At 71.7% G+C, this 24,233-nt stretch carries 22 protein-coding genes; 17 read left to right on the top strand and 5 right to left on the bottom strand.

Annotated features, from left to right (window positions below):
* Positions 1-3 precede the first annotated feature (3 nt).
* From GA0070608_RS03535 to GA0070608_RS03520, 4 genes are all read left to right on the top strand, one after another.
* On the top strand, positions 4-747 hold the full coding sequence (locus GA0070608_RS03535; protein ID WP_091621558.1) for a hypothetical protein: 744 nt from the start codon (positions 4-6) through the stop codon (positions 745-747).
* A complete protein-coding gene (locus GA0070608_RS03530) occupies positions 744-1,793 on the top strand; it encodes a methyltransferase (RefSeq protein WP_091621554.1) in 1,050 nt (349 codons plus the stop codon). Before GA0070608_RS03535 ends, GA0070608_RS03530 begins: the two co-directional genes overlap by 4 nt.
* Positions 1,794-1,940: 147 nt before the next feature.
* Positions 1,941-3,665, top strand: a complete 1,725-nt coding sequence (locus GA0070608_RS03525) for an acyl-CoA dehydrogenase family protein (RefSeq protein ID WP_091621548.1) — start codon at positions 1,941-1,943, stop codon at positions 3,663-3,665.
* A gap of 3 nt (positions 3,666-3,668) precedes the next feature.
* Entirely contained in the window at positions 3,669-4,301 is a 633-nt protein-coding gene (locus tag GA0070608_RS03520; protein ID WP_091621544.1) for a hypothetical protein, read from the top strand.
* Between the two features lie 28 nt (positions 4,302-4,329).
* On the opposite strand, the gene GA0070608_RS03515 is transcribed toward GA0070608_RS03520, so the two are convergent.
* Together GA0070608_RS03515 and GA0070608_RS03510 are read right to left on the bottom strand one after the other, a co-directional pair.
* Positions 4,330-4,818, bottom strand: a complete 489-nt coding sequence (locus GA0070608_RS03515; protein WP_091621541.1) for a pyridoxamine 5'-phosphate oxidase family protein — start codon at positions 4,816-4,818, stop codon at positions 4,330-4,332.
* A gap of 1 nt (position 4,819) precedes the next feature.
* Entirely contained in the window at positions 4,820-5,683 is an 864-nt protein-coding gene (locus tag GA0070608_RS03510) for a 3-hydroxybutyryl-CoA dehydrogenase (protein ID WP_091621538.1), read from the bottom strand.
* A gap of 239 nt (positions 5,684-5,922) precedes the next feature.
* Between GA0070608_RS03510 and GA0070608_RS03505 the strand changes: the two genes are divergently transcribed.
* Positions 5,923-7,155: a cytochrome P450 family protein gene (locus tag GA0070608_RS03505; protein ID WP_091621535.1), complete on the top strand. Its 1,233-nt coding sequence runs from the start codon at positions 5,923-5,925 to the stop codon at positions 7,153-7,155.
* Positions 7,156-7,394: 239 nt separating this feature from the next.
* Here the strand turns inward: GA0070608_RS03505 and GA0070608_RS03500 are convergent, their stop codons facing one another.
* Positions 7,395-8,174, bottom strand: a complete 780-nt coding sequence (locus GA0070608_RS03500) for an AfsR/SARP family transcriptional regulator (RefSeq protein WP_176733624.1) — start codon at positions 8,172-8,174, stop codon at positions 7,395-7,397.
* A gap of 570 nt (positions 8,175-8,744) precedes the next feature.
* Between GA0070608_RS03500 and GA0070608_RS32485 the strand changes: the two genes are divergently transcribed.
* From GA0070608_RS32485 to idi, 7 genes are read left to right on the top strand one after another with little or no spacing between them, the layout of a single operon-like run.
* The gene (locus GA0070608_RS32485; RefSeq protein WP_176733629.1) at positions 8,745-8,918 is read left to right on the top strand and encodes a hypothetical protein; all 174 of its coding nucleotides are present in this window, start codon (positions 8,745-8,747) and stop codon (positions 8,916-8,918) included.
* 59 nt (positions 8,919-8,977) lie between these two features.
* Positions 8,978-9,769 (top strand): thioesterase II family protein, encoded by a 792-nt coding sequence (locus tag GA0070608_RS03495; protein WP_091621531.1) that lies wholly within the window; start codon positions 8,978-8,980, stop codon positions 9,767-9,769.
* 45 nt (positions 9,770-9,814) lie between these two features.
* Positions 9,815-12,562, top strand: a complete 2,748-nt coding sequence (locus tag GA0070608_RS03490) for an AAA family ATPase (protein WP_091621528.1) — start codon at positions 9,815-9,817, stop codon at positions 12,560-12,562.
* Entirely contained in the window at positions 12,559-13,545 is a 987-nt protein-coding gene (locus GA0070608_RS03485; protein WP_091621524.1) for an L-tyrosine/L-tryptophan isonitrile synthase family protein, read from the top strand. The genes GA0070608_RS03490 and GA0070608_RS03485 overlap by 4 nt, the downstream gene beginning before the upstream one ends.
* Positions 13,542-14,348, top strand: coding sequence for a TauD/TfdA dioxygenase family protein (locus GA0070608_RS03480; RefSeq protein ID WP_091621519.1), 807 nt, complete (start codon positions 13,542-13,544; stop codon positions 14,346-14,348). The genes GA0070608_RS03485 and GA0070608_RS03480 overlap by 4 nt, the downstream gene beginning before the upstream one ends.
* A 46-nt stretch (positions 14,349-14,394) precedes the next feature.
* A complete protein-coding gene (locus GA0070608_RS03475) occupies positions 14,395-15,360 on the top strand; it encodes a UbiA family prenyltransferase (protein ID WP_091621516.1) in 966 nt (321 codons plus the stop codon).
* A 21-nt stretch (positions 15,361-15,381) separates the two neighbouring features.
* Complete coding sequence (gene idi, locus GA0070608_RS03470) at positions 15,382-15,966, top strand: isopentenyl-diphosphate Delta-isomerase (protein WP_091621513.1); 585 nt, start codon at positions 15,382-15,384, stop codon at positions 15,964-15,966.
* A gap of 76 nt (positions 15,967-16,042) precedes the next feature.
* On the opposite strand, the gene GA0070608_RS03465 is transcribed toward idi, so the two are convergent.
* Positions 16,043-17,236, bottom strand: a complete 1,194-nt coding sequence (locus GA0070608_RS03465) for a sensor histidine kinase (protein WP_091621510.1) — start codon at positions 17,234-17,236, stop codon at positions 16,043-16,045.
* Complete coding sequence (locus GA0070608_RS32480; RefSeq protein ID WP_176733628.1) at positions 17,233-17,406, bottom strand: hypothetical protein; 174 nt, start codon at positions 17,404-17,406, stop codon at positions 17,233-17,235. Before GA0070608_RS32480 ends, GA0070608_RS03465 begins: the two co-directional genes overlap by 4 nt.
* A 514-nt stretch (positions 17,407-17,920) precedes the next feature.
* On the opposite strand from GA0070608_RS32480, the gene GA0070608_RS03455 reads away from it, so the two are divergent.
* The 5 genes from GA0070608_RS03455 (at position 17,921) to scoE (ending at position 24,225) form a co-directional block, all read left to right on the top strand.
* Positions 17,921-18,943 (top strand): 3-oxoacyl-ACP synthase III family protein, encoded by a 1,023-nt coding sequence (locus GA0070608_RS03455; protein ID WP_091621503.1) that lies wholly within the window; start codon positions 17,921-17,923, stop codon positions 18,941-18,943.
* A gap of 70 nt (positions 18,944-19,013) precedes the next feature.
* Positions 19,014-20,036, top strand: a complete 1,023-nt coding sequence (locus tag GA0070608_RS03450) for a hypothetical protein (protein WP_176733627.1) — start codon at positions 19,014-19,016, stop codon at positions 20,034-20,036.
* On the top strand, positions 20,023-22,347 hold the full coding sequence (locus tag GA0070608_RS03445; RefSeq protein ID WP_091621498.1) for a heavy metal translocating P-type ATPase: 2,325 nt from the start codon (positions 20,023-20,025) through the stop codon (positions 22,345-22,347). The genes GA0070608_RS03450 and GA0070608_RS03445 overlap by 14 nt, the downstream gene beginning before the upstream one ends.
* Positions 22,348-22,398: 51 nt before the next feature.
* A complete protein-coding gene (locus GA0070608_RS03440) occupies positions 22,399-23,244 on the top strand; it encodes an alpha/beta fold hydrolase (protein WP_091621495.1) in 846 nt (281 codons plus the stop codon).
* Between the two features lie 105 nt (positions 23,245-23,349).
* Complete coding sequence (scoE, locus tag GA0070608_RS03435; protein ID WP_091621492.1) at positions 23,350-24,225, top strand: (3R)-3-[(carboxymethyl)amino]fatty acid oxygenase/decarboxylase; 876 nt, start codon at positions 23,350-23,352, stop codon at positions 24,223-24,225.
* Positions 24,226-24,233: the final 8 nt, after the last annotated feature.

Genomic DNA, 24,233 nt, shown 5'->3' with positions numbered 1-24,233 from the left:
CACATGCGCGTGCTGACACTCGCGGAGCGACCGGACCTGCGGGACGGGATGCTGGACATGGAGGCCTCGTGGCCCGAGTACATCCCGCCCGAGCCGATGGTGATCGGCTGGGCCTTCGACCGGTACCCGGAGCACCAGCTCGTCGTCGTCGACTCCGACGACACGGTGGTGGCCCGGGCGGCCAGCGTGCCGTTCGGGTGGGACGGCGACCCGGCGAGCCTGCCCGACACCGGCTGGGACGCGGTGCTGGGGATGAGCATGCTCGACACCTCCGCCGGCCGTGATCTCACCGCGCTGTGCGCACTGGAGATAGCCGTGGTGCCGGGCATGCAGGCCCGGAACATGTCAGGGCGCATCCTGGCGGCGGTCGCGGACAACGCCCGCCGGCACGGGTACCGCGACGTCGTCGGTCCGGTCCGGCCCAGCGGCAAGCACGCCGAGCCCCACGAGCCGATGACCGGGTACGTCGCCCGGACCCGCGACGACGGGCTGCCGGCCGACCCGTGGCTGCGCGTCCACGTCCGGGCGGGCGGGCAGATCCTCAAGGTCTGCCCGGCCTCCATGACGATCTCCGGCAGCCTCGCGCAGTGGCGCGCCTGGACCGGGCTGCCCTTCGACACCAGCGGACCGGTCGTCGTGCCGAGTGCCCTGACTCCGGTCGAGGTGAACGTCGACCACGACCACGCCGTCTACGTCGAACCCAACGTCTGGGTCCGACACCCCCTCGCGGAAAGGCATGCCTCATGACCAGCACCGTTCCGGCCACCCAGGACTCCAAGATCCGCAACCGTGCCGCGCTGATCGAGATCATCGGCGGGTACATGGCCTCGCAGTCGCTCGCGCTCGCCGCCGAGCTGAAGCTCGCCGACCACATCCACGACGGCCGCGTCACGAGCGCGCAGCTCGCCGAGGCGACGGGCACCCACGCGCCGTCGCTGCACCGGTTGCTGCGGACCCTCGTGGCCGTCGGCCTGCTGGCCGAGCCGTCGCCGGGCGAGTTCCGCCTCACCGAGGTGGGCGAGCAGCTGCGCACCGACTCGCCGAACTCGCTGTGGGCGTTCACCCGGTTCTTCACCAACCCCACGCTGTTCGCGTCCTGGCAGCAGGTGAAGCACACCGTGCTGACCGGCGAGTGCGCCTTCGACCACGTGTACGGCAAGAACGCCTACGAGCACCTCGCCGAGCAGCCCGAGCTGTCCGCGCTGTTCAACGTGGCGATGGGGCAGGAGTCGAGGGCATCCGCCCAACTCGTCGCCGACGGGTACGACTACTCCGGCATCCGTACCGTCGTGGACGTCGGCGGCGGCGACGGGACGTTGCTCGCCGCGATCCTCGGCACCCACCAGCACCTGAGCGGGGTGTGCTTCGACAGCGCCGCGGGCGTGGCCGAGGCCGCCGGCGTACTCGCCGCAGCCGGCGTGTCAGACCGCTGCGAGATCGTGGCGGGTGACTTCTTCTCGTCGGTCCCGGGCGACGGCGAGCTGTACGTCATCAAGAGCGTCTTCCAGGACTGGGACGACGAGAACGCCCGGAAGCTGCTGAGCACGGTGCGCGCGCAGATGCCCGCCGACGCGACCCTGCTGATCGTCGGGTCGGTGCTGCCGGACACCGCGAACACCGACAACCCGGTGATGTTCTACACGGACATCAACATGTTGGTGACCGCGGGCGGCCGGGAACGGACCGAGAGCGAGTTCCGGGCCCTGCTGGCCGACACCGGCTTCACCGTCGAGTGGTGCGGACACGGCGCCGCCGGCCCACTCTCCCTGATCAAGGCCGTGCCGGCGAGCTGACCCGGGCAGGCCGGGTGTCCGGGCCCGTCGACGGACGCGCCCCGGCCCCACGTCGAGGACGGACCACGTCCGCCCGCCTCCGGGCGCGGCGGACGTGGCCGGCGTCCGGTTCCGATCCGAAGCACCCGTCGTCCAGGGAGGGCAACGATGTCCAGGCCGAGTTTCGGCACCGAACTCCTGCGCGGCAGGCTGCGCGTCGACCTGCTCGACCCGCTGCCCGACGCCGGGCTCGACGCCGACGCCGAGGCGTTCCTCGGGCGACTGCGCGCGTTCTGCGTGGACAAGGTGGACGGCCGGCTGATCGAGCGCGAGGACCGGATCCCCGACGAGGTGGTCGACGGCCTGCGCGACCTCGGCGCGTTCGCCATCAAGCTTCCCCGGGAGTACGGCGGGCTCGGCCTGCCGGGGGTCTGCTACCACCGGGCGCTGATGATCGTCAGTAGCGCACACTCCTCGCTCGGCGAACTGCTCGCCGCGCACCAGGCGATCGGCCTCATCCAGCCGCTGCGGCTGTTCGGCACCGACGCGCAGAAGCGGGAGCTGCTGCCGAGGTGCGTACGCGAGATCTCCGCCTTCGCCCTCACCGAGCCGGACATCGGCAACGACCCCTTCCGGATGCGGACCACCGCCACCCCCACCGACGACGGCGGCTACCTGCTCGACGGGGTGAAGCTGTGGACGACCAACGGCACCATCGCCGACCTGATCGTGGTGATGGCCCTGGTCCCGCCGTCGGAGAGCGGCCCGGGAGGCATGTCCGCGTTCGTGGTGGAGGCCGCCGCGCCGGGGGTGACGGTGGAGCATCGCAGCTCCTTCCTGGGCCTGCGCGGCCTGGAGAACGGGGTCGTCCGGCTGCACCGGGTCGTGGTGCCCGCGAGCCGCCGGATCGGGCCGGAAGGACAGGGGCTCCAGGTGGCGCTCGCCGCGCAGGACACCGGCCGGCTGTCGATGCCCGCCGTCTGCGCCGCCGCGGCCAAGTGGAGCCTGAAGATCGCCCGCGAGTGGTCGGGCGTCCGCGTGCAGTGGAACCGGCCGATCGGGGAGCACGAGGCGGTGGCGGGCAAGATCGCCTACATCGCGGCGACCGCCTTCGCCCTGGAGGCCATGGTCGAGGTGTCCGGCCGGCACGCCGACGCCGGCCTGCTGGACACGCACACGGAGGCCGAGCTCGCGAAGCTGTTCGCGTCGGAGCAGGCGTGGCGGATCGCCGACGAGCTCATGCAGATCCGGGGCGGTCGCGGGTACGAGACCGCGGAGTCGGCCGCCGCGCGCGGTGAGCGTGGCGTCCCCGTCGAGCAGCTGTTCCGGGACCTGCGCATCGGCCGGATCTTCGACGGCTCCAGCGAGGCGCTGCGGGTGTTCGTCGGGACCGACGCGCTGGCCGACGAGGAGGGTCCGGCCGACCGGTCCACGCCGTTCGCGCCGCCGGCCGGCTTCGGTGACCTGGCCGGGCACCTGTCGTTCGTCGACGCGACAGGTGCCGAGCTGGCCCGGCACCTCGCCGACGGCCGGGAGCGGTGGGGCGAGGCGGTGGCCGAGCGGCAGCTGTTCCTCGGCCGCGTCGTGGACGTCGCCGCCGAGCTGTACGCGATGACCGCCGCCTGCGTGTACGCCAGGGCGCTCGGCGGTACGGCGGGCGAGCTGGCCGACGCGTTCTGCCGCCAGTCCCGCCAGCGGGTGGCCGAACTGTGCCGGCGGCTGTGGACCAACACCGACTCGGATGACGTCGTGATCGCCCGGCGGGTGCTGGGCGGCAGCTTCACCTGGTTGGAGGAGGGCGTGCTCGACGCGTCCATCGAGGGGCCGTGGATCGCCGAGCCCGCACCGGGGCCGGCGACCCGCCCGAACCTGCACCGCACGATTCGGAGGTGACTAGTGGACGAGCATGTGGCAGAGCTGGTGGCACAGGGGCGGCGGTCGCTGGAGCTGGCGCCCAACCGGTTCCTGGAGCAGTTGGAGCGGGGTGAGGTGTCGGCCGGCCGGCTGCGCGCCCTGGCCGGCGAGCTGTTCCACCTGGTGTCCAGCGACCGGAGCAGCTTCGCGTTCCTGGCGGCCCGCTTCCCCGAGCCGCTGTTCCTGGCGATGGCGGGCGCCGAGGAGGAGGCGCTGCGCCTGCTGCCGGACTTCGCGGCCGTGGTGGGCCTGGGGGAGAAGGAACTGCGGGCGCACGAGCCGCGACCGCTGGCCCAGGCGTACCCCTCATTCGTCGTCCGGACCGCCGTGTTCGGGCCGCGGTCGGCGATCCCGCTGGCCCTGCTGGTCAACGTCGAGGAGTCCGGCGGGTTCTACGCCCGGGTGGCCGACGCCCTCCAGGCGCGGTACGGGTTCTCCGACGAGGCGGTCGCCCACTTCCGCTACTTCGCCGAGACGCCGGACGAGGTGCTGGAGCAGGCGGCCGAGGTGGTGTCGACCGGCCTGGCCACGGGCGACGACCCGGTGGAGGCCCTGCGCGCGGCGCGAATGGTGCACGCCTACGAGGCGATGTTCTGGGCGACGATGGCCGAGTGACCCCCGAGGTCGGGGTGGACCCGCCCGGTCACGGCAGGTCCACCTCGATCCGGCGGTCGATCCGGTCCTCCAGCCAGGTGCTGGTGTCGACGAGCCACACGCGGTCCACCGAGACCTGGTAGATGCGGTGCTCCGCCGGCGGCAGCAGGGCCGACACCGGCAACGTGTACTCCGCCCTGCTGGTGTCGTCCGGCAGCAGGGCGTCGTAGAACGTCGCGTGGTGTGCGTGCACCTCGTCGGGGGTCAGCTCCCGGCAGGTGCCGGTGAACTGGGCGCCGTCGACCTCGGTGAGCCCGCCGTCGCCGGTGACGAAGAGGGCTCCGCTCACCGTCGGGCGGGCCGCCACGTGCCTGCTGTGCCGGGACTGCGTCGCGGAGCCGAACAGGAAGCGGAGCGGGTCGGGCAGCCACGCGTACTGGAGCACCGCCGTCCACGGCCGCCGGTCGGGGGTCACGGTGGACAGGGACAGGTACTTCGCGTCGGCGAGGACGCGGTGCAGACGGTCGACGGGGTCCATCTCATCGCCCGTACTCGTAGAAGCCCCGGCCGCACTTCTTGCCGATCATGCCGCCGGCCACCATCCGGGCGAGCAGCGGCGGCGGCGAGTAGTGCGGCTCCCGGAACTCCCGGTACAGCGACTCACTGATCGCGGCCACGATGTCGAGCCCGATCAGGTCGACGAGACGCAGCGGGCCCATCGGGTGCGCGCAGCCGAGCGTCATCGCCTTGTCGATGTCGGTCACCGTCGCCATTCCGGACTCCAGCATCCGGACGGCGGAGAGCAGGTAGGGGATCAGCAGCGCGTTCACCACGAAGCCCGCGCGGTCCTTGGCGCGGACCACCTGCTTGCCGAGCACGTCGGTGACGAACGCGTCGACGGTGTCGATGGTCCGGGCGTCGGTGCGCACCGAGCCGACGACCTCCACGAGTGGGAGCACCGGCGCGGGGTTGAAGAAGTGGATGCCGACCACCTGCTCGGGCCTGGCGGTGACGCCACCGAGCTTCACGATCGGCAGGGAGGACGTGTTCGAGCCGAGGATCGCGTCCTCGTCCTCGACGACCTTGTCGAGCGTGGCGAACACGTCGAGCTTGATCGACTCCTGTTCCGACGCGGCCTCGATCACCAACTGGCGGTCGGCGAAGTCGGTCAGGTCGGCGGTGAAGGACACGCGGGCCAGTTCCGCGTCCCGGTCCGCCTCGCTCAGCTTGCCCCGGCCCACCGCGCGGTCCAGCGACGCGGTCAGCCGCGCCCGGCCCGGTGCGACGGAGGCCGGTCGCGACACCGCGACGAGCACGTCCAACCCGGCTCTCGCGCACGTCTCGGCGACCCCGGCGCCCATGACCCCGCACCCGACGACGCCGACCCGGCGAATCCTGTCCATGTTTCTGCCTCCGCACACGCGTGAACAATTGGGTTTCTGCGGAATTCGGTGAGTAGGGCGGGATCGCCGCTCCATGACAAGTGTGATGGAAGAACGATAGGGTGGTCCGCCGGCCCGACGCAATGACCTGCGCCTTTGTCCAGTCGAATTCGTGGCGGGTGCGAGAAGGCTGTTACCCGACAGTTCCCGATCGACAGTTACCTTTTTTTGCGTTCCCTCATCATCGTAGGAGGCGCACTATGGTCGACTTCAGCGCTGCCCCCACCACCCAGATCGACAGTCGCGGCGGCAAGTGCCTGTACGCGCAGATCGACGAGCTTCGCGCGGCCGGTCCCGCGGTGGCCGTCGAGCTGCCGGAAGGCATGTTGGCCTGGTCGATCACCCGCGGCGACGTGGTCCGGCGCCTGCTGACCCATCCCGGGGTTTCCCGCAACGTCACGAAGAACGTGCCCAGCTACACCCCCGGTGAGATCAAGTGGCTGTCGCCGTGGGTGGACGTCGAGTCCATGTCCACGGCGGAGGGCCGCGAGCACCAGCGCCTGCGGCAGCTCGTGGCGCCGGCGCTGACGCCGAAGCGGATCGACGCGATGCGCCCGCACGTGGAACTCGTCGCCCGGCGGCTGCTCGACGACCTGGCGACGCGCCCGCCGGACGAGCCGGTCGACCTGCACACGATCTACTCCCAACAGTTGCCCACCAGGGTGATCTGCGACCTCTTCGGCGTGCCGGACGACCTGCGGCCCGAGGTGCTGCGCATCCTGCGGGTGGTGCTCAACACCGACAACGTGCCGGAGGAGGAGTCGGCCGCGGTCTACGTCGACATGAACGTCGCCATGCGTACGCTGATCGATCTCAAGCGCCGCGAACCGTCGGACGACCTCACGAGCTTCCTGATGGCGGCCCGGGTGGAGGGTGAGGAGCCGCTCAGCGAGCAGGAGCTGGTCGACATGCTGCTGCTGCTCATCGGTGGTGGCAGCCAGACGACCGTGACGCTGATCGACCACACGGTCCGCGAGCTGCTCGCCAACCCGGACCAACTGGCGACCCTGACGGCCGACCCGGCCCGCTGGCCGGACGCGATCGAGGAGGCGCTGCGGGCGCACTGCCCGGTGGCAGCGCTGCCGATGCGTTGGGCGAAGGAGGACATCGACCTCGGCGAGGGGACCGTCATCCGGGCGGGCGACGCCATCCTCATCAGCTACCTGGCGCACGGGCGCGACCCGGCCGTTCATGACAATCCGGGGGTGTTCGACATCGACCGGGAGGACAAGGAGCACCTCGCGTTCGGGGCGGGCCCGCACTTCTGCCCCGGCGCCCGGCTGGCGCGACTGGAGGCGGCCGTGGCGGTGCCAGCGCTGTTCGCACGCTTCCCGCGCCTCGCGCTGGCCGTGCCGCCGGAGGAGATCCAGCCGCTGCGCTCGTTCATGGCGAACGACGTGGCGTCGCTGCCGGTGCTGCTGAACCACCGGTAGGCGGCGACCGGGTCACCCGGTCCGGACGTGGGCCGGGCAGCGGTGGGGACTGGACCAGGCGCAGTGGCTCCCGACGGTCGGCGAACCGTCGGGAGCCACTGCGCCTGGTCGCGTCCGGGGACTGTCGCCGCTACTGCGGTCGTCGGTCGGCGTGTCCGCGTCACGTAGGGCGGCGCAGGGGTTCGCAGCCGTGGCTGGCACGGGAGACGCGGGGTCGGCAGCGGAGCCGGCGGGTCGGGTCAGCCGATGAGTACGGGGGTTTGGATTTTTGCGTCGTGTTCGAGGATGCGTTGTTGGAGTTCTTGGAGGTGGCGGCCGGGTTCGAGGCCGAGGTTGTCGATGAGGGCTTCGCGGGTGCGTCGGTAGACGCGGAGGGCGTCGACTTGGCGTCCGCTGCGGTAGAGGGCGAGCATGAATTGGTGGCAGAGGCGTTCGCGTAGGGGTTCGGTGGTGGTGAGTATTTCGAGTTCGGGGGTGATTTCGCGGTGTTTGCCGCAGTGGAGTTCGGCGTCGAGGCGGTCTTCGAGTGCGGAGAGTCGTTCGTCTTCGATGGCGGCGAGTTCTGACCAGTTGGTGCCGGTTTCGACGAGGTCGGCGAGGGCTCGTCCGCGCCAGAGGTTGAGTGCTTGGTGGAGGGTGTGGGCGGCGTGGGTGTGGTTGTTGTTGGTGGTGGCGTGGCGTCCTTCGCGGACGAGTCGGCGGAATTGGTAGAGGTCGATGGTTTCGGTGTCGATGCGGAGTTGGTAGCCGGGTGGGTGGGTGCGGAGGTGGGGGGTGGTGGTGGGGTCGGTGTTGGTGGTGAGGATGCGGCGGATGCCGGAGACGGCGTTCTGGACCATTTTGCGGGCGGTGGGGGGTGGGTTGCCGTTCCACATGGCGTTGAGGATTTGGCTGGTGGCGACGACTTTGTTGGCGTTGAGGATGAGGTAGCCGAGGATTGCGCGTTGTCTGATTCCGCCGAGTTCGAGGTGGTGGTTGTGGTGGGTGACTTCGGTGGTGCCGAGGACTGAGAATTTCATGGGGTGTGCTCCGGGTGTGGTGTGTTGTTGGTGGGGTTTGAGGTTCCCATTGGTGGTCATTGGGTGGGCACCCCTAGGGCACCCCGTAGGAGGTGTGGGGTGCATGGTGTGGGTTATTGGGTGGTGGTTGTGGAGTTGCTGGTCAGGCATTGTGGGTGGGTGGTGGGGCGTGAGGGCGTCATCCGAGCCGGGTGAATCGCGCAGGGCCGGACGGGGAACAGTGCCCGTGAGCTCGGGGAAGATCGTTACCGCGATCCGTGGGGAGCAATTCCGTCGGCCCGTTCCGCCAGCCGGCCGAGCGTGGTTGCCCCCTGCCGTGCAGGGCTTCCCGTGGCAGGGAGCGGCGGCAGAAACGCCCTGCCGAAACGCATCCGACACGGGGTGGACCGGATCGGGTATTGACAAGCGTCATCGAGCCTGCCGTGGGTGACGGGTATGAGCGATTCACGATTGCGCTGTGATGAACCTTCGCGCAGACGATGAGCGGAGACCTTGTTGGAACAGGCCCCCGTACAGGAGGTTTAAGTGGCGTTCCGCACCACCGGCCAAGCTGTGCGAGAGGGGACTCCCATGTCTGTCAACGCGACCGAGATTCTCAATGCCTTCTTCTTCGACGGCGCCGACGCTCCGACGGACGGCGACGTCCGAATCGACGTCCTGGACAGCTGGACCACCAGCGACCTGGCCGCGGTCCGGCCCACCACCATCAGCTGGAGCGAGGCCCGGGCGGACGCGGGCCGCTGACGGAGCCGGCCAACCGGCACCGGCACCGGCGACCACGAGCTGATTCGCGGGGGAACGAGATGACAGACACCGACCTGTGGGTGCGCCGGTTCCACCCGGCGGACGCGGCGGCGACCAGGCTGCTGTGCCTGCCGCACGCGGGCGGCTCGGCGAGTTGGTTCGTCCGGGTGGCCAGGGCGCTCGCACCCGAGGTCGACGTGCTCGCCGTCCAGTACCCCGGTCGCCAGGACCGGTTGCGGGAGCCGGGCCTCACCTCGGCCCACGAGATCGCGGACCGACTGGTGGCGGCGCTGCTACCACTGGTCGACCGGCCGGTCACCGTGTTCGGCCACAGCCTCGGCGCGACCCTCGGGTTCGAGGTCGCGCTGCGGCTGCGGCGGGCCGGTGTCAGCCCGACCGCGCTGTTCGTCTCCGGCAGGCGGGCGCCGCACCTGCGCAAGGTGGAGCGGACCCACCTACGGGACGACGCCGGCCTGATCGCCGAAGTACGCGCCCTGGCGGGCACCGACAACGCGTTGCTCGAGGACGAGGACGTGCTGCAGATGGTGCTTCCGGCCATCCGCTCCGACTACACCGCAGCCGAGACCTACGAGTACCGGCCCGGGCCACGACTGGACTGCCCGATCGTCGCCCACGTCGGCGACAGCGACCCGCGGGTGACGGTCGACGAGGCGCGGGCGTGGCAGGAACACACCGATGCGGGATTCGAGTTCGTCGTCCACCCGGGCGGTCACTTCTATCTCAACGACAACATGTCCGCGGTGCTGCGCAGCATCAGGGCGCACACCAGGTCACTCAACCCGGCTTCGCGCGGCGGCGGCACGTTCGCCCACGCCGAACAACCGGGGTGAGTCGCCGGTCGACCCGAGCCTCAGGAGTGTCCAGAGGTGACCCACATGGCACTGATCGAGAGAGAACACCTGCTGACCGACCTGGCCGGGACGTACGCGACGGCCGCCGCGGGCCAGGGGCGGGTCGCGCTGGTCGACGGCGGCGTCGCCAGCGGGAAGACCCGCCTGGTGAACGCCGTCGCCGAGGTGGCCGCCGGCGACGGCGCGCTCGTGCTGACCGCGGCCTGTTCGGTCGCGGAGAGCATGATCGCCCTGGGGGTGGTGGGGCAGCTGTTCCACAGCCTCCGGGCCCAGACCACCTCGACCGGCCACCTGCCGCTGCTGCGGCGCGACACCGGGCCGGCGGGTGACCCGGACACCCCCGCCCTGCGGCACGCCGACGCGCAACTGCTGGAGGACGTCTGCCAGGTCCTCCTCGACGTCGCCGCCGACCGGCCCCTGGTGGTGCTCGTCGACGACGTCCAGTTCGCGGACTCCCTGTCGTTGCAGGCGCTGCTGTACCTGCAACGGCGCATCCGCTTCGCGCGGGTGCTGCTCGTGCTGAGCGGATGCGTCGGCGCGCGGCCCGAGGCGGCGGCCTTCCGTGCGGAACTCACGCGGCAACCGCACTGCCGTCACCTCCGGCTGCTCCCGCTGTCGCCCGACGGCGTCGGGCGACTGCTCGCCGAGCGGATCCGGCCGGAGGACGCCCGGCGGTTCGCCGCGTCGGCGCACGCCGTCAGCGGCGGCAACCCGATGCTCGTACACGCGCTGCTCGACGACGCCCTCACCGGCGCCGACGGGGAGCTGGCGCCGACGGTGGGTGAGTCGTTCGTCCAGGCGGCGCTCGCCTGCCTGCACCGCAGCGACCCCCGGTTGCTCGACGTCGCCCGCGCTCTCGCGATCGTCGGCCCGTCCACGTCCGCCGGGCTCGTCACCGGGCTGGTGGGCCTGTGCGCGGCGACCACCCGGCAGGCGCTCGGCGCGCTCGCCGAGGCGGGCCTCACCGAGGGGCACTCATACCACCATCCGGCGGTGCGCGCCGCGGTGCTCGACGACTGCCCGCCGCCGACGCAGTCGGGACTGCGGTCGCGGGCCGCGCGCCTGCTCCACGAGGAGGGCGCGTCCGCCGCCGAGGTGGCCGTACACCTGGTGGGCGTCGGTGAGCCGGCCGAGTCCTGGGCCACGCCCGTGCTGGTCGCGGCGGCCGGGGAGGCCGTCGCGGGCGGCGCCGCCCGACACGCGGTCGACTGCCTGGAACTGGCGCTGAGATCCACCGAGGACGGTCGCGAGCGGGCCGCCGTGGAGGCGGCCCTCGTCCGGGTGCACTGGCGCGGTGACCCCGAGGCGGTTCCGCGTCACCTGTCGTCGCTGGCGCGGGCCGGTCGCGCCGGACTCCTCGACGAGGCCGACACGCTCCTGCTTGCCCGGTCGCTCGCCTGGCAGGGCAGGTACGACGAGGCGGCGGAGGTGCTCAGCGGGGTGGGTGACCTCAGCACGCACCCGGATCCGGACCTCGGCGCCGACCACCTCGCCACCCGTGAGTGGCTGCGCCACTGCCACCCGCACGGCGGCGACGAGCCCGGTGACCGCGGGCCGGACGCGGCGGTCGATCGCGCCGAGGAGGTGCTGCAACGCGCCCGCCCCGGTGACTCCCTTCTGGTGTCGGTATGGCACGCGCTGCGGGTGCTGATCCACGCCGACCACCTCGACCGGGCCGGCGACTGGTGCGAGAAGCTGGCCGAGGAGGCCGAGGCGCACGAGATCACGAGCTGGCGGGCCGTCCTGGCCGACGTGCGGGCCGCCGTCGCCCTGTGTCGCGGCGACCTCGCCGCCGCCGAGCGGCACGCGCGCGACGCACTGGCCACGATGCCGCCCGCCGCCTGGGGCGTCGCCGTCGGCTCGCCGTTCGCGCACCTGGTCCTCGCCTGCACGATGACCGGGCAGCTCGCCCGGGCCGAGGCGGTCCTGCGGGAGTCGACGCCGGCCGCGATGCGCCAGAGCCTGTTCTGGCCGCAGTACCTGCGGGCCCGGGGCGTCTACTACGACGCCGTGGACCGGCGGCACGCCGCGCTCGCCGACTTCCAGACCACCGGCCAGCTCGCCGTGGACTGGGGCGCCGACCATCCTTCCGCGCTGCCGTGGCGGGTCGACCTCGCCCGGCTCTACGTGCGGATGGGCCGGCCCGAACGGGCCCGGAAACTGGTCACCGAACACCTGGCGCTGCCGGGTGGCGACGCCCCGCGCGCCAAGGGCATGGGGCTGCGCGCGCTGGCGGCGGCGTACGCGCCCAAGCAACGCCAGGTGATGCTGCGCGAGGCGATGGACCTGCTGCACGCCAGCGGGGACCGGCACGAACTCGCGCACGTCTTCGCCGACCTGAGCCAGACCGGGCACGCGCTCGGCGAGTTCGGACGCGCAAAGATGATGGGCGCCCACGCCCTCCAGCTCGCCGAGGGCTGCCACGCCGAGCTGCTGCGGCGCAAGCTCAAGCCCTCCGACGACAACCTCGACTCCGGGGTGGCCGGCGCGAGGGACGGGCTCGCCACCCTCACCGACGCCGAGCGCAGGGTCGTGAACCTGGCCGCCCGCGGGCACACCAACCGGGAGATCGGCGACAGGTTGTTCATCACCGTCAGCACGGTCGAGCAGCACCTGACGCGGGCCTACCGGAAATTGAAGATCAGCACGCGTACGGAGCTGGTGAACATCGACCCGCCGAGGGGCGCGCGAGGCGCGAGGCGCCGGCGCGTCGCCCCGGTCGGCCCGCCCTCCGGCGACAAGGAAACCACGATGCGATCGGACACGACATGACCGTTGCCGAGGACGAACAGGTCGATGGCCGCGAGCGTACGCTCGCCCGGCAGATACTCGAACTGGTCTTCCGCTTCCGCCGTCTCGAGCACGCCGACGACCCGTGCGGAGGGCAGCCGTGCGACGACTGCTTCGCGACGCACGAGGAGCGGGTGGGCCACTACGTACGCAGCGGCGAACCGCTGCACTTCGTGCTGCCGGCGTTCCCCGCGAAGTCGCGCAACCCGGAGAAGGTGGTCGGTTCGCTGCCCGACCTCGGTGAGCGGATCTCCGTCGAGTTCCTCCAGTCCTTCTGCGAGCAGGTCAGCCACTACCACCCGACGGGCGCGCGCATCCTCATCTGCTCCGACGGCCACGTCTTCTCCGACCTGCTCGGCATCCCCGACGAGGACGTGACCGCGTACCGCACGGAGCTGCAACGCATCATCGACCAGACCGGCGCGTCCTCGGTGTCGATGTACTCCCTCGACGACGCGTTCGGGGCGATGTCCTACGACGAGATGCGCCGGCTGCTCCTCGACGGGTACGCCACGCCCCTGGCGGACATCCGGGCCGAGGTGCTGACCGACCTGGGCGCCCGGTCGCTGTTCAACGGCATGCACCGTTTCATGCTCGAGGACCAGGCCCCGCTGCACCCCGGCCTGAGCCGGACCAAGCTGCGCGAGCACTGCAAGGAGTTCGCCTACCAGATGATCCAGCGCAGCAGGGCCTGGGGAGACCTGGTCGGCACCATGTTCCCCGACTCGCTGCGGCTGTCCATCCACCCGCAGCCCCGGCACGCCGAGAAGATCGGCCTACACCTCATCCGTACCAGGGACAGCTGGCTGACGCCGTGGCACGGCGTCGTCCTCGACGACGGCCTCACCCTGACGCTGGTCAAGCGCAGCCAGGCCGAGAGCGACCGGGCCTCGCTCGTCTGGCGCAACGGCCGGCCGAGCCACTACGTCAACCCCCACTTCCGGCAGGAGGAGATCGCGTCATGACCACGGCAGGCGAGTTGCGCGTCGACCGGACGCCGCTGGCACCGTTCGGCACGCTGGTGACGGCGCAGCACGACGGCGCAGACCTGCGGGACATCGCGCCCGCGACGCTGGAGCGCTGGACCATCGAGTCCAAGGTGGTCGTGCTACGCGGCTTCCCGCTGCTGAGCAGGGAGGACCTGCTCACCTACTGCGAGACCTGGGGCGAGGTGCTGACCTGGGACTTCGGCGCCGTCCTGGACCTGGTGGTGCAGGAGGAACCGAAGAACTACCTGTTCAGCCGCACGGACGTGCCGTTCCACTGGGACGGCGCGTTCGCGCGGGCCGCGCCGCGGTACTTCCTCTTCCAGTGCGTCGAGGCGCCGGTGCCCGGGGGCGGCGGCGAGACGGTGTTCTCCGACAGCACCGACGTGATTCGGCGCGCCTCGCCGGAGCTGGTGCGCGAGTGGGCGGCGACGGAGGTCAGCTACCGCACGGAGAAGCTCGGCTACTACGGCGGCGAGACGGTGTCGCCCCTGCTCACCACGCACTCGGAAACCGGCGAGACGATCATGCGGTACGGCGAGCCGCTCGATCCGGAGCGCTACCGCAACCCGGTGTGGGTCTCCGTCGGCGGCAGGTCGGCGGAGGAGGCCGAGCCGTTCATGGTCGACCTGCGCGACCGGCTGCACCACCCGGACGTCTGCTACCACCACGAGTGGGCCGACGGCGACATCGTCGCCGTCGACAACCAGGCGCTGCTGCACGGCCGCAACGCCTTCCGCGGCAACTCCTCCCGGCACCTTCAGCGGATCCAGATCCTCTGACCACGGTCGGGGGCGCTCACGGCCCTCAACTCCGAAGGAAGACACCATGACCGTCGACGAGGCGCGCGCGGGCGCGCCCACACCGGCCGCGACCATCGCGCGGCGCCCGATCTACCATTCCATCCGCATCCGCCGGGTCGAGTTCCTGCCCGTCATGCTGGCCATCTACGCGATCCCGTCGCTGCTGTCGGTCGACGACGTGGGCACCCTGGCGTCGGTCCACTTCGCACTGGTGATCGTGATGGCGCTGTCCATCATGCACTTCATCGACATGACCAACGCGTACGCCGACCGCGACGTCGACGCCGTCTACAAGACCTGGCTGTCCCAGGCGGTGTACGGGCTGGGGCTGCGTAACGTGCGGTGGCAGATCGCCGCCACCGGCGCGGGCGTGCTCGCCCTCGCGACCTACTTCACCTTCCGCACCGGGCACTGGGACATCCTGCCCCTGGTCGCGTTCACCCTCTGGATCGGCGCCCAGTACTCCATTCCACCGGTGTACCTGAAGAGTTCCGGCGTGGGGCAGATCCCCGGCCTCGCCGCGGTGCTGATCTGGCTGCCGATGCTCGTCGTCGTACGGTCCGTGCCCGGTGAGCTGTCGTGGCCACTGCTGGCCGTGATCATTGGGTTCGGCCTGAACCAGGTCGGCATCGTCATGGTCAACACCGCCGAGGACTGGCCGGAGGACGCCGCCTTCAACATCCGCACGTGCGTACGCGCACTGGGCCTGACCCGCGCGATGGCGGTCGCGAGCGGCCTGATCGCGGTCGGTGGCTCCACGGTGTGCGTTTCGGTGCTCGCCATCGGCGGGTTCACCTGGGGCGCCGTCCCGATGATCGCGGCCATCGCGTTCGCGCTGGTGCACGTGTCGGGAACCTGGCGTGGCGTGCGCGGCAAGCCCCTCGCCGACGCGCTGGCGTTCCTGCGGCCCCGGGCGAAACTGGTGCCGTTGCAGGTGGCGAGCACCGGATGGGGAACCGTGATCGCCGCCGCCTTCGCCCAGGCAAGCTGAATCCCGTTGGGGAGGGACACCATGGCGCAGGTCGTGCTGCTCGACGAAGAGGGACGGCCGGTGGGCGTCACCGAGGGCGCGACGGTGCACCACCTGCGTACGCCGTTGCACCTGGCGTTCTCCTGTTACGTCTTCACCACCGACGCGAAGCTGCTGCTCACCATGCGCAGTGACCGGACACGCACCTGGCCGGGGATCTGGACGAATTCGTGCTACGGGCACCCCGCGCCCGGTGAGCCGGTTCCCGCGGCGGTGACCCGTACGGTGCGTGCCGAGCTCGGCCTGGCGGCGCCCGCGCCGGAGCTGGTCCTGCCCGCGTTCCGGTACCGCGCGGTGATGGACAACGGCGTGGCGGAGAACGCCGTGTCCCCGGTGTTCCGGGTGGTGACCGACGAACGTCCGACCCCGGACCCGGCCGCGATCGGCGACTTCGAATGGGTCGACTGGGCGGACTTCGTGTACGCGGTGGGCACGGGCGACATCTCCGTGTCGCCGTGGTGCCGACTCCAGGTCGCCGAGCTCATCACCCTGGGCGACGATCCGACGCGTTGGCCCACGGCCGACGAGTGCCTCCTGCCCGGCGGGGCGCTCACGGCCATCGGCTGAGCTTCGGGCGGCGTTTCGTGCCCACCTCCGAGGTGGGCACGAAACGCCGCCCGGGTGCGGGACCGCCGGCCGTTGGTCACGACTCCGCGCGGACGGTGGCCTCCACGGTGAACGTGTCGCCCTCCCGCCAGGTGCGCAGCGTGCCGCCCGCGTCCCGAAGGCGGTCGGCGAGTCCCGGCAGCCCGCTGCCGTCGATGCCCGGAACTTCGTCGCCGGCGCCGTCGTTGACCACCGTCAGCCGTGCCGTGGACGCCGCGCGGACGATCTCGACGGTGCACCACCGTGCCCCGCCGTGCCGCAGCACGTGGGTGCCGGCCTCCCGCAGCACGGACACCAGTGGCTCGGCGAGCGCGGGCGGCAGGTCCTGCTCCGGCAGCGTCACGGTGCACCGCACGCCGGAGTTCCCCAGTACCCGTACCACCGTGTCCGTCTGCTCACGCAGGCCGACGCTGCGGTAGCCGTGCACGGCCTCGCGCATCCGGGCCAGCGCGGCCGCCGCGAGCACCCGCATCTCGGTGGCCTCCTTCCTGGTCCGCTCCCCGTCGACCAGCGCCAGCCGTGACGCCAGCTCGGCCTTGAGGACGATCGCCGACAGTTCGTTCGCGAGCAGGGCGTACACGTCCCCGGCACACCGCAGCCGTTCCTCGGTCGCCGCCAGGCGGGCCAGCGCGGCACGCCCCTCGCCGGCCTGTGCGCGGAACGTCCAGAACCACAGGTGCAGCACGTTCCACACCGCCACCGACAGCCCGAGCACCACCGTGACGGTCACCGCGTCGCCCACCGGCCCGCCGAACCACCAGGCCGTCGCCGCGGACACCAGGGCCGTCGCGGCCATGAGGGTCGCCGCGTAGCGGACCGGCAGCAGCAGTGGCGCGGCCCCGACCAGTGCCGCGCCCAGGAACGCCCAGCTCCGCCCCGGGGTGCCGCCGACCGGCCCGACCAGCGGCACGGACAGCCCGGCGGCGGCGGCACAGCCGGCGAGCAGCCACCGGCCGGTCGTCGCGGCCAGCCGCGGCATGACCGACCGGTACAGGGCCCCGGCCAGCGCCACGACCAGCACCAGTGACCCGACCGCGCCGGACACGGTCCACCGCGGATCGGGTTCGCGGCGCATCTCCAGCGCCGCGAGCAGCACGCACGTCGCGATTCCGCTCGCGGCGCCCGCCAGGACGCACCACCTCGCCCGACGCATGCCCGGGGTCGACAGGGCGTGCGCCGGCGTGGCGGGGTCCCGCGTCAGGCCGGCGGGCCTGGTCCCGGTGACCGTCATCGCCCCGGCTCCCGACGGACGCGGTGCGTGCCGGTCGGCACCGGCCCACGCCCCGGCTGTCGACGGACGCGGTACGTGCCGGTCGGCAGCGGCACGATCGGCGTGGCCGGACGTGCCGGCGCGGACGGCGGCGCGGTCGGCATGGTCGCCTCCGGGACTCCGATCGCCACGTACTGCATGGTATCCGTCACGGTGCGCTTGCGCCGATCTGGATCCGTCCGCACCGTCGCGTCGGGCGGCTGCCACCCGCCGGGCTCGGCCGCGGGGTGGGTCGTCCCGACGGGCTGCGCTTTCATCAGGTGGCCTCCGTCCGGTCCTGGTCGTTCCCGACGAGGCGCCGGCGTCGGCTTCCACCGGCCCGCCCCAGCGGTCGCCGGCCGTACCGCAGCCCGAGCCGCGCGGTCGGTCGTGCCGTCAGCATGGCGGCGGAGACGCGCCGGATCCCATCCCCGCCTGTCATGTCCGGGCCGGGAGGAACTGCACGGGTGAACCGTGCGCCGAGGTGCCGGCGGAGAGTCCTCGGTGGTCCGGAAATTGCGCGTTCCATCGCCTCGAAATTGTTTCCACCATCGCTTGGTAATTTGTGCGGCGGGTCGCGTCGGCGAGTGGCTCATGTGATTGCGGTCGATGGTTCGGCTGGGCTAATTTGCAGGCACGAAATGCCTCTCCTCTTTGGAGGCTGCTGTGTCCTCATCCGTTGGAATTCTGGGTACCGGATCCTGGGTGCCCGCGCGAGCATTGCCGAACGAGGAAATCGCGCGTCGGGTACCGGGTGCGAGCCCGGAATGGATCGTGCGCAAGACCGCCATTCGTTCGCGCCGTTTCGCGGCGGCGGAGGACGCCACCTCCGACCTCGCGGCACGGGCCGCGGCCCGTGCGCTGCGGGACGCCGGCCTCGGCGTCGACCGCGTCGACTACCTCGTCGTGTCGACGTCGACCCCGGATCACCCGCAGCCGCCGACGGCCTGCCTGGTGCAGGAACGTCTCGGCGCGTACGGGGCCGCGTGCTTCGACGTCAACGCGGTGTGCGCCGGATTCGTGCACGCCCTGGTGCTGGCACAGGCGCTGGTGGCGGACCGGCCGGGCGCACACGCGCTGGTGGTCGGCGCCGACGTGTACTCGCGGATCCTGGACTTCGACGACCGGCGTACCGCCGTGCTGTTCGGCGACGGCGCGGGAGCGGCCGTCGTGGGGGCGGTGCCACCGGGGCGCGGTGTCGTCGGGTACGAGCTGGCCAGCAGGGGAGACGCCAGCGACCTGATTCGGGTGGTGGCGGGCGGCAGCAGGCTGCCGGCGTCGGCGACGACCGTGGCGGAGGGCGGCCACTTCTTCCGGATGCACGGCCGGGGCGTCACCGGGATCGTCCTGCAGGAGGTCCCGCCGTTCGTGGACAAGCTGCTGGCCAGGGCGGGCGTCGGTGCGGCAGACGTCGCGCACGTCGTGCCGCACCAGCCCAACGGTCTGCTCCTCGACGAGCTGGTGCGCGCGTGCGGGCTGACCGCCGCGCACACGCACCGCACGGTGGAGGAGTACGCGAACGTCGGCAGCGCCTCCGTGCCACTCACCCTCGACCACGCCAACCGGGCCGGACTGCTCCGTGACGGCGATCTCGTCCTCCTGCTGGCGTTCGGCGGGGGGATGTCGTTCGGAGGATGCCTGCTGCGGTGGGGCCGGGCGCCCGGCCCGGAGCCCGGGAGTGAGCGGTGAGCCCGCCCGGTGCGACCCCCCGATCCCTGTCCGCTTCCACGCCAACCGTGTCGACACAGGACGGTTACTCATGAAGACCTTGACGAAACTCGGCGCGTTCGCGCTCGCCCTGGTGCTGGTGCTCGGGAGCGCCTACGCCGCAGGCCGCGTGGTCGGGCCCCCACCAACGGCGGCACCCGCGGCACCCGCGGCGAAGCCGGCCGCAGCCGAGGAGGAGGAAGGCCCGGGTGGCCTGGCCGTCTCCCACGAGAGCATGACCCTGAAGGTGATCACGGACAACGTCCCGGCCGGGACGAAACAGACCTTCGCCTTCCAGATCCTGCAACACGACGGCACGCCCCTGGTGAAGTACAAGCCGCAGCACGAGAAGCTGATGCACCTCATCGTGGCGCGGCGGGACCTGACGAACTTCCGGCACGTCCACCCGAACCTCGGCTCGGACGGCGTGTGGCGGGTGCCGCTGACCTTCGCGGCGGCCGGCGAGTACCGGGTCTTCGCCGACTACATGCCGCTGTGGGGCATCCACGGCGAGACGCTCGGGGCGGACGTGTCGGTCTCGGGTGACTACCGGCCGGAGGCGCTGCCCGCGCCCTCGACCACCACGTCGGTGGACGGCTACACGGTGACCCTCGGTGGCGAGCTCACCCCCGGCAGGGACGGCAAGCTGACGCTCAGCGTCGCCAGGGACGGCAAGCCGGTCACCGACCTGGAGCCGTACCTGGGTGCCTTCGGCCACCTGGTCGCGCTCCGCGACGGCGACATGGCGTACCTGCACGTCCACCCCGACGGCACGCCGGGTGACGGGCAGACCGCCCCCGGCCCGGACATCGTCTTCCACGCCACCGCGCCCACCTTCGGCGACTACCGGCTGTTCCTGGACTTCCAGCACCAGGGCACGGTGCGCACGGCGGCGTTCACCCTGCGCGTGAACGGTCCGAACCCGCCGCCGCACGGCCTGACCGAGGAGGCCTTCGCGGCGGCCAAGGCCCGCAACGAGGAGGCCGCGAGGAACGGTGGCGTCGCCCCGGGCGGCACCACCCCCGGCGGCACCACCGGCGCCGGTACGGAGGAGGGCACCCATGGCCACGGCTGAGAACCAACTGGAGCTGCTGATCGGCGGCATGACGTGCGCGGCCTGCGCGGCGCGCATCGAGAAGCGCCTCAACGGGATCGACGGGGTGGAGGCGACCGTCAACTACGCCACCGAGAAGGCGAAGGTGCTGGTCACCGCCCAGATCTCGCAGGCGGACGTGATCGCCGCCGTCGAGGAGATCGGCTTCACTGCCCGGCCGGTGCTGCCGCCCGCGGCGCCGACGGCGGGCACTCCGGACCCGGCGGCCGTGGAGGAGGCCGAGCACGACCGTGAGCTGCGGGCGGCCCGGCACCGCCTCTGGGTCGTCGCCGTGTTGGCGGTGCCGGTCATCGCGATGTCGATGTTCTCCCAGCTCCAGTTCGAGTACTGGCAGTGGGCCTGCCTGACGCTGACCGCGCCGGTCGTGGTGTGGGGGGCGTGGCCGTTCCACCGGGCCGCCTTCGCCAACCTCCGACACGCCGCCGCCTCGATGGACACGCTGGTCTCGGTGGGCACGCTCGCCGCGCTCGCGTGGTCGCTGTACACGCTGTTCCTCGGCACCGCCGGGGTGCCCGGCATGCGGCACCCGTTCCGGATCACCCTGGAGCGCACGCCCGGCGAGGGCAACATGTACCTGGAGGTCGCCGCCGGCGTGACCCTCTTCATCCTCTGCGGGCGGTACTTCGAGGCACGGGCGAAGCGTCGCTCCGGCGCCGCGCTGCGCGCGCTGCTGTCGCTGGGCGCCAAGGACGTCACGGTGCTGCGCGACGGCGCCGAGGTGATCGTGCCGATCTCGGCGCTCGCGGTCGGCGACCGGTTCCTCGTGCGGCCGGGCGAGAAGCTGGCGACCGACGGCGTCGTGGAGGAGGGCTCCTCCGCGGTCGACGCGAGCATGCTGACCGGCGAGTCCGTGCCCGTCGAGGTGGGGCCTGGGGACGAGGTCGTCGGCGCCACGGTGAACGCCGGCGGGCGGCTCGTCGTACGCGCCACACGGGTGGGCGGCGAGACGCAGCTCGCGCAGATGGCCAAGCTGGTCGAGGAGGCGCAGACCGGCAAGGCCGCCGTCCAGCGGCTCGCGGACCAGGTGTCGGCGGTGTTCGTGCCGGGGGTGATCGCGTTGTCGCTCGCCACCCTGGGCTACTGGCTCGGCTCCGGCCAGCCGGCGGCAGCCGCGTTCACCGCGGCGGTGGCCGTCCTGATCATCGCCTGCCCGTGCGCGTTGGGACTGGCGACGCCGACCGCACTGCTGGTCGGCACCGGGCGGGGCGCGCAGCTCGGCATCCTGATCAAGGGCCCGCAGGTGCTGGAGTCCACCCGGTCCGTCGACACCGTCGTGCTCGACAAGACCGGCACGGTGACCACCGGCGAGATGTCCGTCGTGGCGGTCGTGCCCGTCGACGGGGAGAGCGACGAGAAGCTGCTGCGGCTCGCGGGGGCACTGGAGAGCGCGTCGGAGCACCCCATCGCCCGGGCCGTCGTCACCGGCGCACGGGAGCGGTGCGGCGAACTGCCCGCGGTCGCCGACTTCGCCAGCGAGACGGGGGTCGGCGTGCGTGGCACGGTCGACGGGCACGAGGTCATCGTCGGCCGGGCGTCGCTGCTCGGCTCGTGGGCGGCCGAACTGCCCCCGGAGTTGACCGCCGCCAGGGCCACGGCCGACGCGGCGGGCCGTACGTCGGTGATGGTCGGGTGGGACGGCGCCCTGCGGGGGATGCTCGTCGTGGCCGACCGGGTGAAGCCCACCAGCCGGGCGGCGGTCGCGCAGTTCACCCGGCTGGGGCTGCACCCGATCCTGCTGACCGGCGACAACGCCGCGGTGGCGGCGGCGATCGCGGCGGAGGTGGGGATCGACGACGTGGTCGCCGACGTGCTCCCCGCCGGGAAGGTCGATCTGGTCAAGCGGCTCCAGGCCGACGGCAAGGTCGTCGCGATGGTCGGCGACGGTGTCAACGACGCCGCCGCGCTCGCGCAGGCCGACCTGGGCATCGCGATGGGCACCGGCAGCGACGTGGCGATCGAGTCGGGCGACCTGACGGTGGTACGCGGCGACCTGCGGGTGGTCGCGGACGCCATCCGGCTGTCGCGCCGCACCCTCGGCACGATCAAGGGCAACCTGTTCTGGGCCTTCGCGTACAACGTCGCGGCCATCCCGCTCGCGGCGAGCGGGCTGCTCAATCCGATGCTGGCGGGTCTGATCATGGCCGGCAGTTCGGTGTTCGTGGTGTCGAACAGCCTGCGGCTGCGGCGGTTCAAGGCGCTCGCGGGCAACGAACTCCCGGACCGGGCGGAGCCGGCCGAGGCGTCGCGCAAGGCGATGGTCACCGCCTCCTGACGCGTCCACGTGCCGAGCCGCACTTCCGTACCGAAAGAACGGAGCCGCACCATGGCCGAGCCGAGCCGGCTCGCGGAGGATCCTCAGCTGCTGCTGCTGCACGCGGCCGGTCTCGGCCGGGCGAGCTGGGATGCCGTCGTCGAACGCATCCCGGGGTTCGCCCGGACCATCGCGATCGACCTGCCCGGCCACGGGAGCGTGCCGGGGCTCGCGTACGACCGTGACGTCGTGCCGAGGCTCGCCGAGTACGTGGCGGAGCGGATCGCCGCGCTGGGACTGCGCAGGCCGCACGTGGTCGGGCACTCGCTCGGCGGGGTGATCGCGCTCGAACTGGCCCGCCGGGTGCCCGTCGCGGCGGTGACCGCCCTGTGCAGCATCGGGTTCCGGGCGGTCTGCCACGCCTCGATCTGCGTGGTGCGGACCCACGCGATCCTGCGGGCGACCGCCGCGGTGGGGCCGAAGACGCGCGGGCGGCTGCTCGGCAGGGGGATCGTCCGCAGGTTCGTCATGGGCAGCGTGTCGGCGCGGCCCGTCGCCCTCCGGGCGGAGGTCGCCGCCGCCGACGTGACGTCGATGATCACCAGTGACCTGTCCGCCCTGAGCCGGTACGCGGGGCTCTACTCGTTCCGCGCGAACGTCGACGACGCGACGCCGGTGAACCTCGTGTGGGCCGACCAGGACCGCGTGGTCCCGCTGCGCGACGCGTTGCGGGCCCGGCAGGTGCTCCCGAGGGCGCAGCACTTCGTCATTCCCGGCAGCGGTCATTTCGTCGTGCGCGACGACCCGCACGGTGCCGCTGCCGTCATCCACGCCTGTCACACCCAGGTGCTGCGGGAAAGGCAGGCCGAGAATCGCAGAGGAGCCCGCGGAAATGTGAACCCACAGCATGGTAATTGAGCTGGCAATCTGGCCCCGCACACCTGTCGGGGCGGGAACTGTTGACCGACCGGACGCGACTACTGAGGTACCCGGATTCCGGGACCACCGCTCAGAGGAGTGCGAATGAAAATCAGCCCGCAGGCTGGCCGGAAGTTCGGCGTGATCGTGGAGGGTTTCGACGCCGAAACCGCTTCGCCACAGGAGATCGTCGAGCTGAAGAAGGCCATCTACACGAACAAGATCGCCGTTTTGAAGAACCAGGACCTGTCGCCGCGGCAGTTCCTGGCGCTCGGCGAGCGGCTGGGCCGGGTCTCGGAGTACTACGAGCCGGTCTACCACCACCCCGAGGTGAAGGAGGTGTTCGTCTCCTCCAACGTCAAGGAGGAGGACGGCCGCCAGATCGGGGTGCCGAAGACCGGCAAGTTCTGGCACTCGGACTACCAGTTCATGCCGCGTCCGTTCGACATCACCATGATCTACCCACAGGTCGTGCCGTCGAAGAACCGTGGCACGTACTTCATCAACATGGCGACGGCCTACGAGAAGCTCTCCGAGGAGCTGAAGCTGGCCGCCAAGGACACCACGGCGACGCACAGCGTGCTGCGGTACTTCAAGATCCGGCCGACCGACGTCTACCGGCCGATCTCGGAAATCATCGACGAGGTCAACGCGAAGACCCCGCCGGTGACGAGCCCGCTCGCGTTCGCGCACCCGCACACCGACGAGACCGTGCTGTACGTCAGCGAGGGCTTCACCCTGTCGCTACAGGACGCGGACGGCAACGACCGGTCGGAGCTGCTGACGGAACTGCTCACGGCCACCGGCCAGCTCGACCGCACCTACGAGCACGAGAACATCCACCTCCAGACGTTCGAGAAGGGCGACATGCTCCTCTGGGACAACCGCAGCCTGATCCACCGGGCGCTGCACACCGCGACGCCGGAGCCGGCCGTGTCCTACCGCGTCACCGTCTACGACGACGTCGACACGGCGGCCTAGTCCCGCGC

The organism is Micromonospora peucetia (assembly GCF_900091625.1).
Classification (GTDB): domain Bacteria; phylum Actinomycetota; class Actinomycetes; order Mycobacteriales; family Micromonosporaceae; genus Micromonospora; species Micromonospora peucetia.
The sequence above is the reverse complement of the archived record's forward strand: the minus strand, read 5'-3'. Positions and strand labels throughout refer to the sequence as shown.

Coding starts and splice junctions, on each gene's coding strand:
- GA0070608_RS03535 (WP_091621558.1), top strand. CDS start 4: ATGCGCGTGCTGACACTCGCGGAGCGACCGGACCTGCGGGACGGGATG.
- GA0070608_RS03530 (WP_091621554.1), top strand. CDS start 744: ATGACCAGCACCGTTCCGGCCACCCAGGACTCCAAGATCCGCAACCGT.
- GA0070608_RS03525 (WP_091621548.1), top strand. CDS start 1,941: ATGTCCAGGCCGAGTTTCGGCACCGAACTCCTGCGCGGCAGGCTGCGC.
- GA0070608_RS03515 (WP_091621541.1), bottom strand. CDS start 4,818: ATGGACCCCGTCGACCGTCTGCACCGCGTCCTCGCCGACGCGAAGTAC.
- GA0070608_RS03510 (WP_091621538.1), bottom strand. CDS start 5,683: ATGGACAGGATTCGCCGGGTCGGCGTCGTCGGGTGCGGGGTCATGGGC.
- GA0070608_RS03505 (WP_091621535.1), top strand. CDS start 5,923: ATGGTCGACTTCAGCGCTGCCCCCACCACCCAGATCGACAGTCGCGGC.
- GA0070608_RS03500 (WP_176733624.1), bottom strand. CDS start 8,174: ATGAAATTCTCAGTCCTCGGCACCACCGAAGTCACCCACCACAACCAC.
- GA0070608_RS32485 (WP_176733629.1), top strand. CDS start 8,745: ATGTCTGTCAACGCGACCGAGATTCTCAATGCCTTCTTCTTCGACGGC.
- GA0070608_RS03495 (WP_091621531.1), top strand. CDS start 8,978: ATGACAGACACCGACCTGTGGGTGCGCCGGTTCCACCCGGCGGACGCG.
- GA0070608_RS03490 (WP_091621528.1), top strand. CDS start 9,815: ATGGCACTGATCGAGAGAGAACACCTGCTGACCGACCTGGCCGGGACG.
- GA0070608_RS03485 (WP_091621524.1), top strand. CDS start 12,559: ATGACCGTTGCCGAGGACGAACAGGTCGATGGCCGCGAGCGTACGCTC.
- GA0070608_RS03480 (WP_091621519.1), top strand. CDS start 13,542: ATGACCACGGCAGGCGAGTTGCGCGTCGACCGGACGCCGCTGGCACCG.
- GA0070608_RS03475 (WP_091621516.1), top strand. CDS start 14,395: ATGACCGTCGACGAGGCGCGCGCGGGCGCGCCCACACCGGCCGCGACC.
- idi (WP_091621513.1), top strand. CDS start 15,382: ATGGCGCAGGTCGTGCTGCTCGACGAAGAGGGACGGCCGGTGGGCGTC.
- GA0070608_RS03465 (WP_091621510.1), bottom strand. CDS start 17,236: ATGACGGTCACCGGGACCAGGCCCGCCGGCCTGACGCGGGACCCCGCC.
- GA0070608_RS03450 (WP_176733627.1), top strand. CDS start 19,014: ATGAAGACCTTGACGAAACTCGGCGCGTTCGCGCTCGCCCTGGTGCTG.
- GA0070608_RS03445 (WP_091621498.1), top strand. CDS start 20,023: ATGGCCACGGCTGAGAACCAACTGGAGCTGCTGATCGGCGGCATGACG.
- GA0070608_RS03440 (WP_091621495.1), top strand. CDS start 22,399: ATGGCCGAGCCGAGCCGGCTCGCGGAGGATCCTCAGCTGCTGCTGCTG.
- scoE (WP_091621492.1), top strand. CDS start 23,350: ATGAAAATCAGCCCGCAGGCTGGCCGGAAGTTCGGCGTGATCGTGGAG.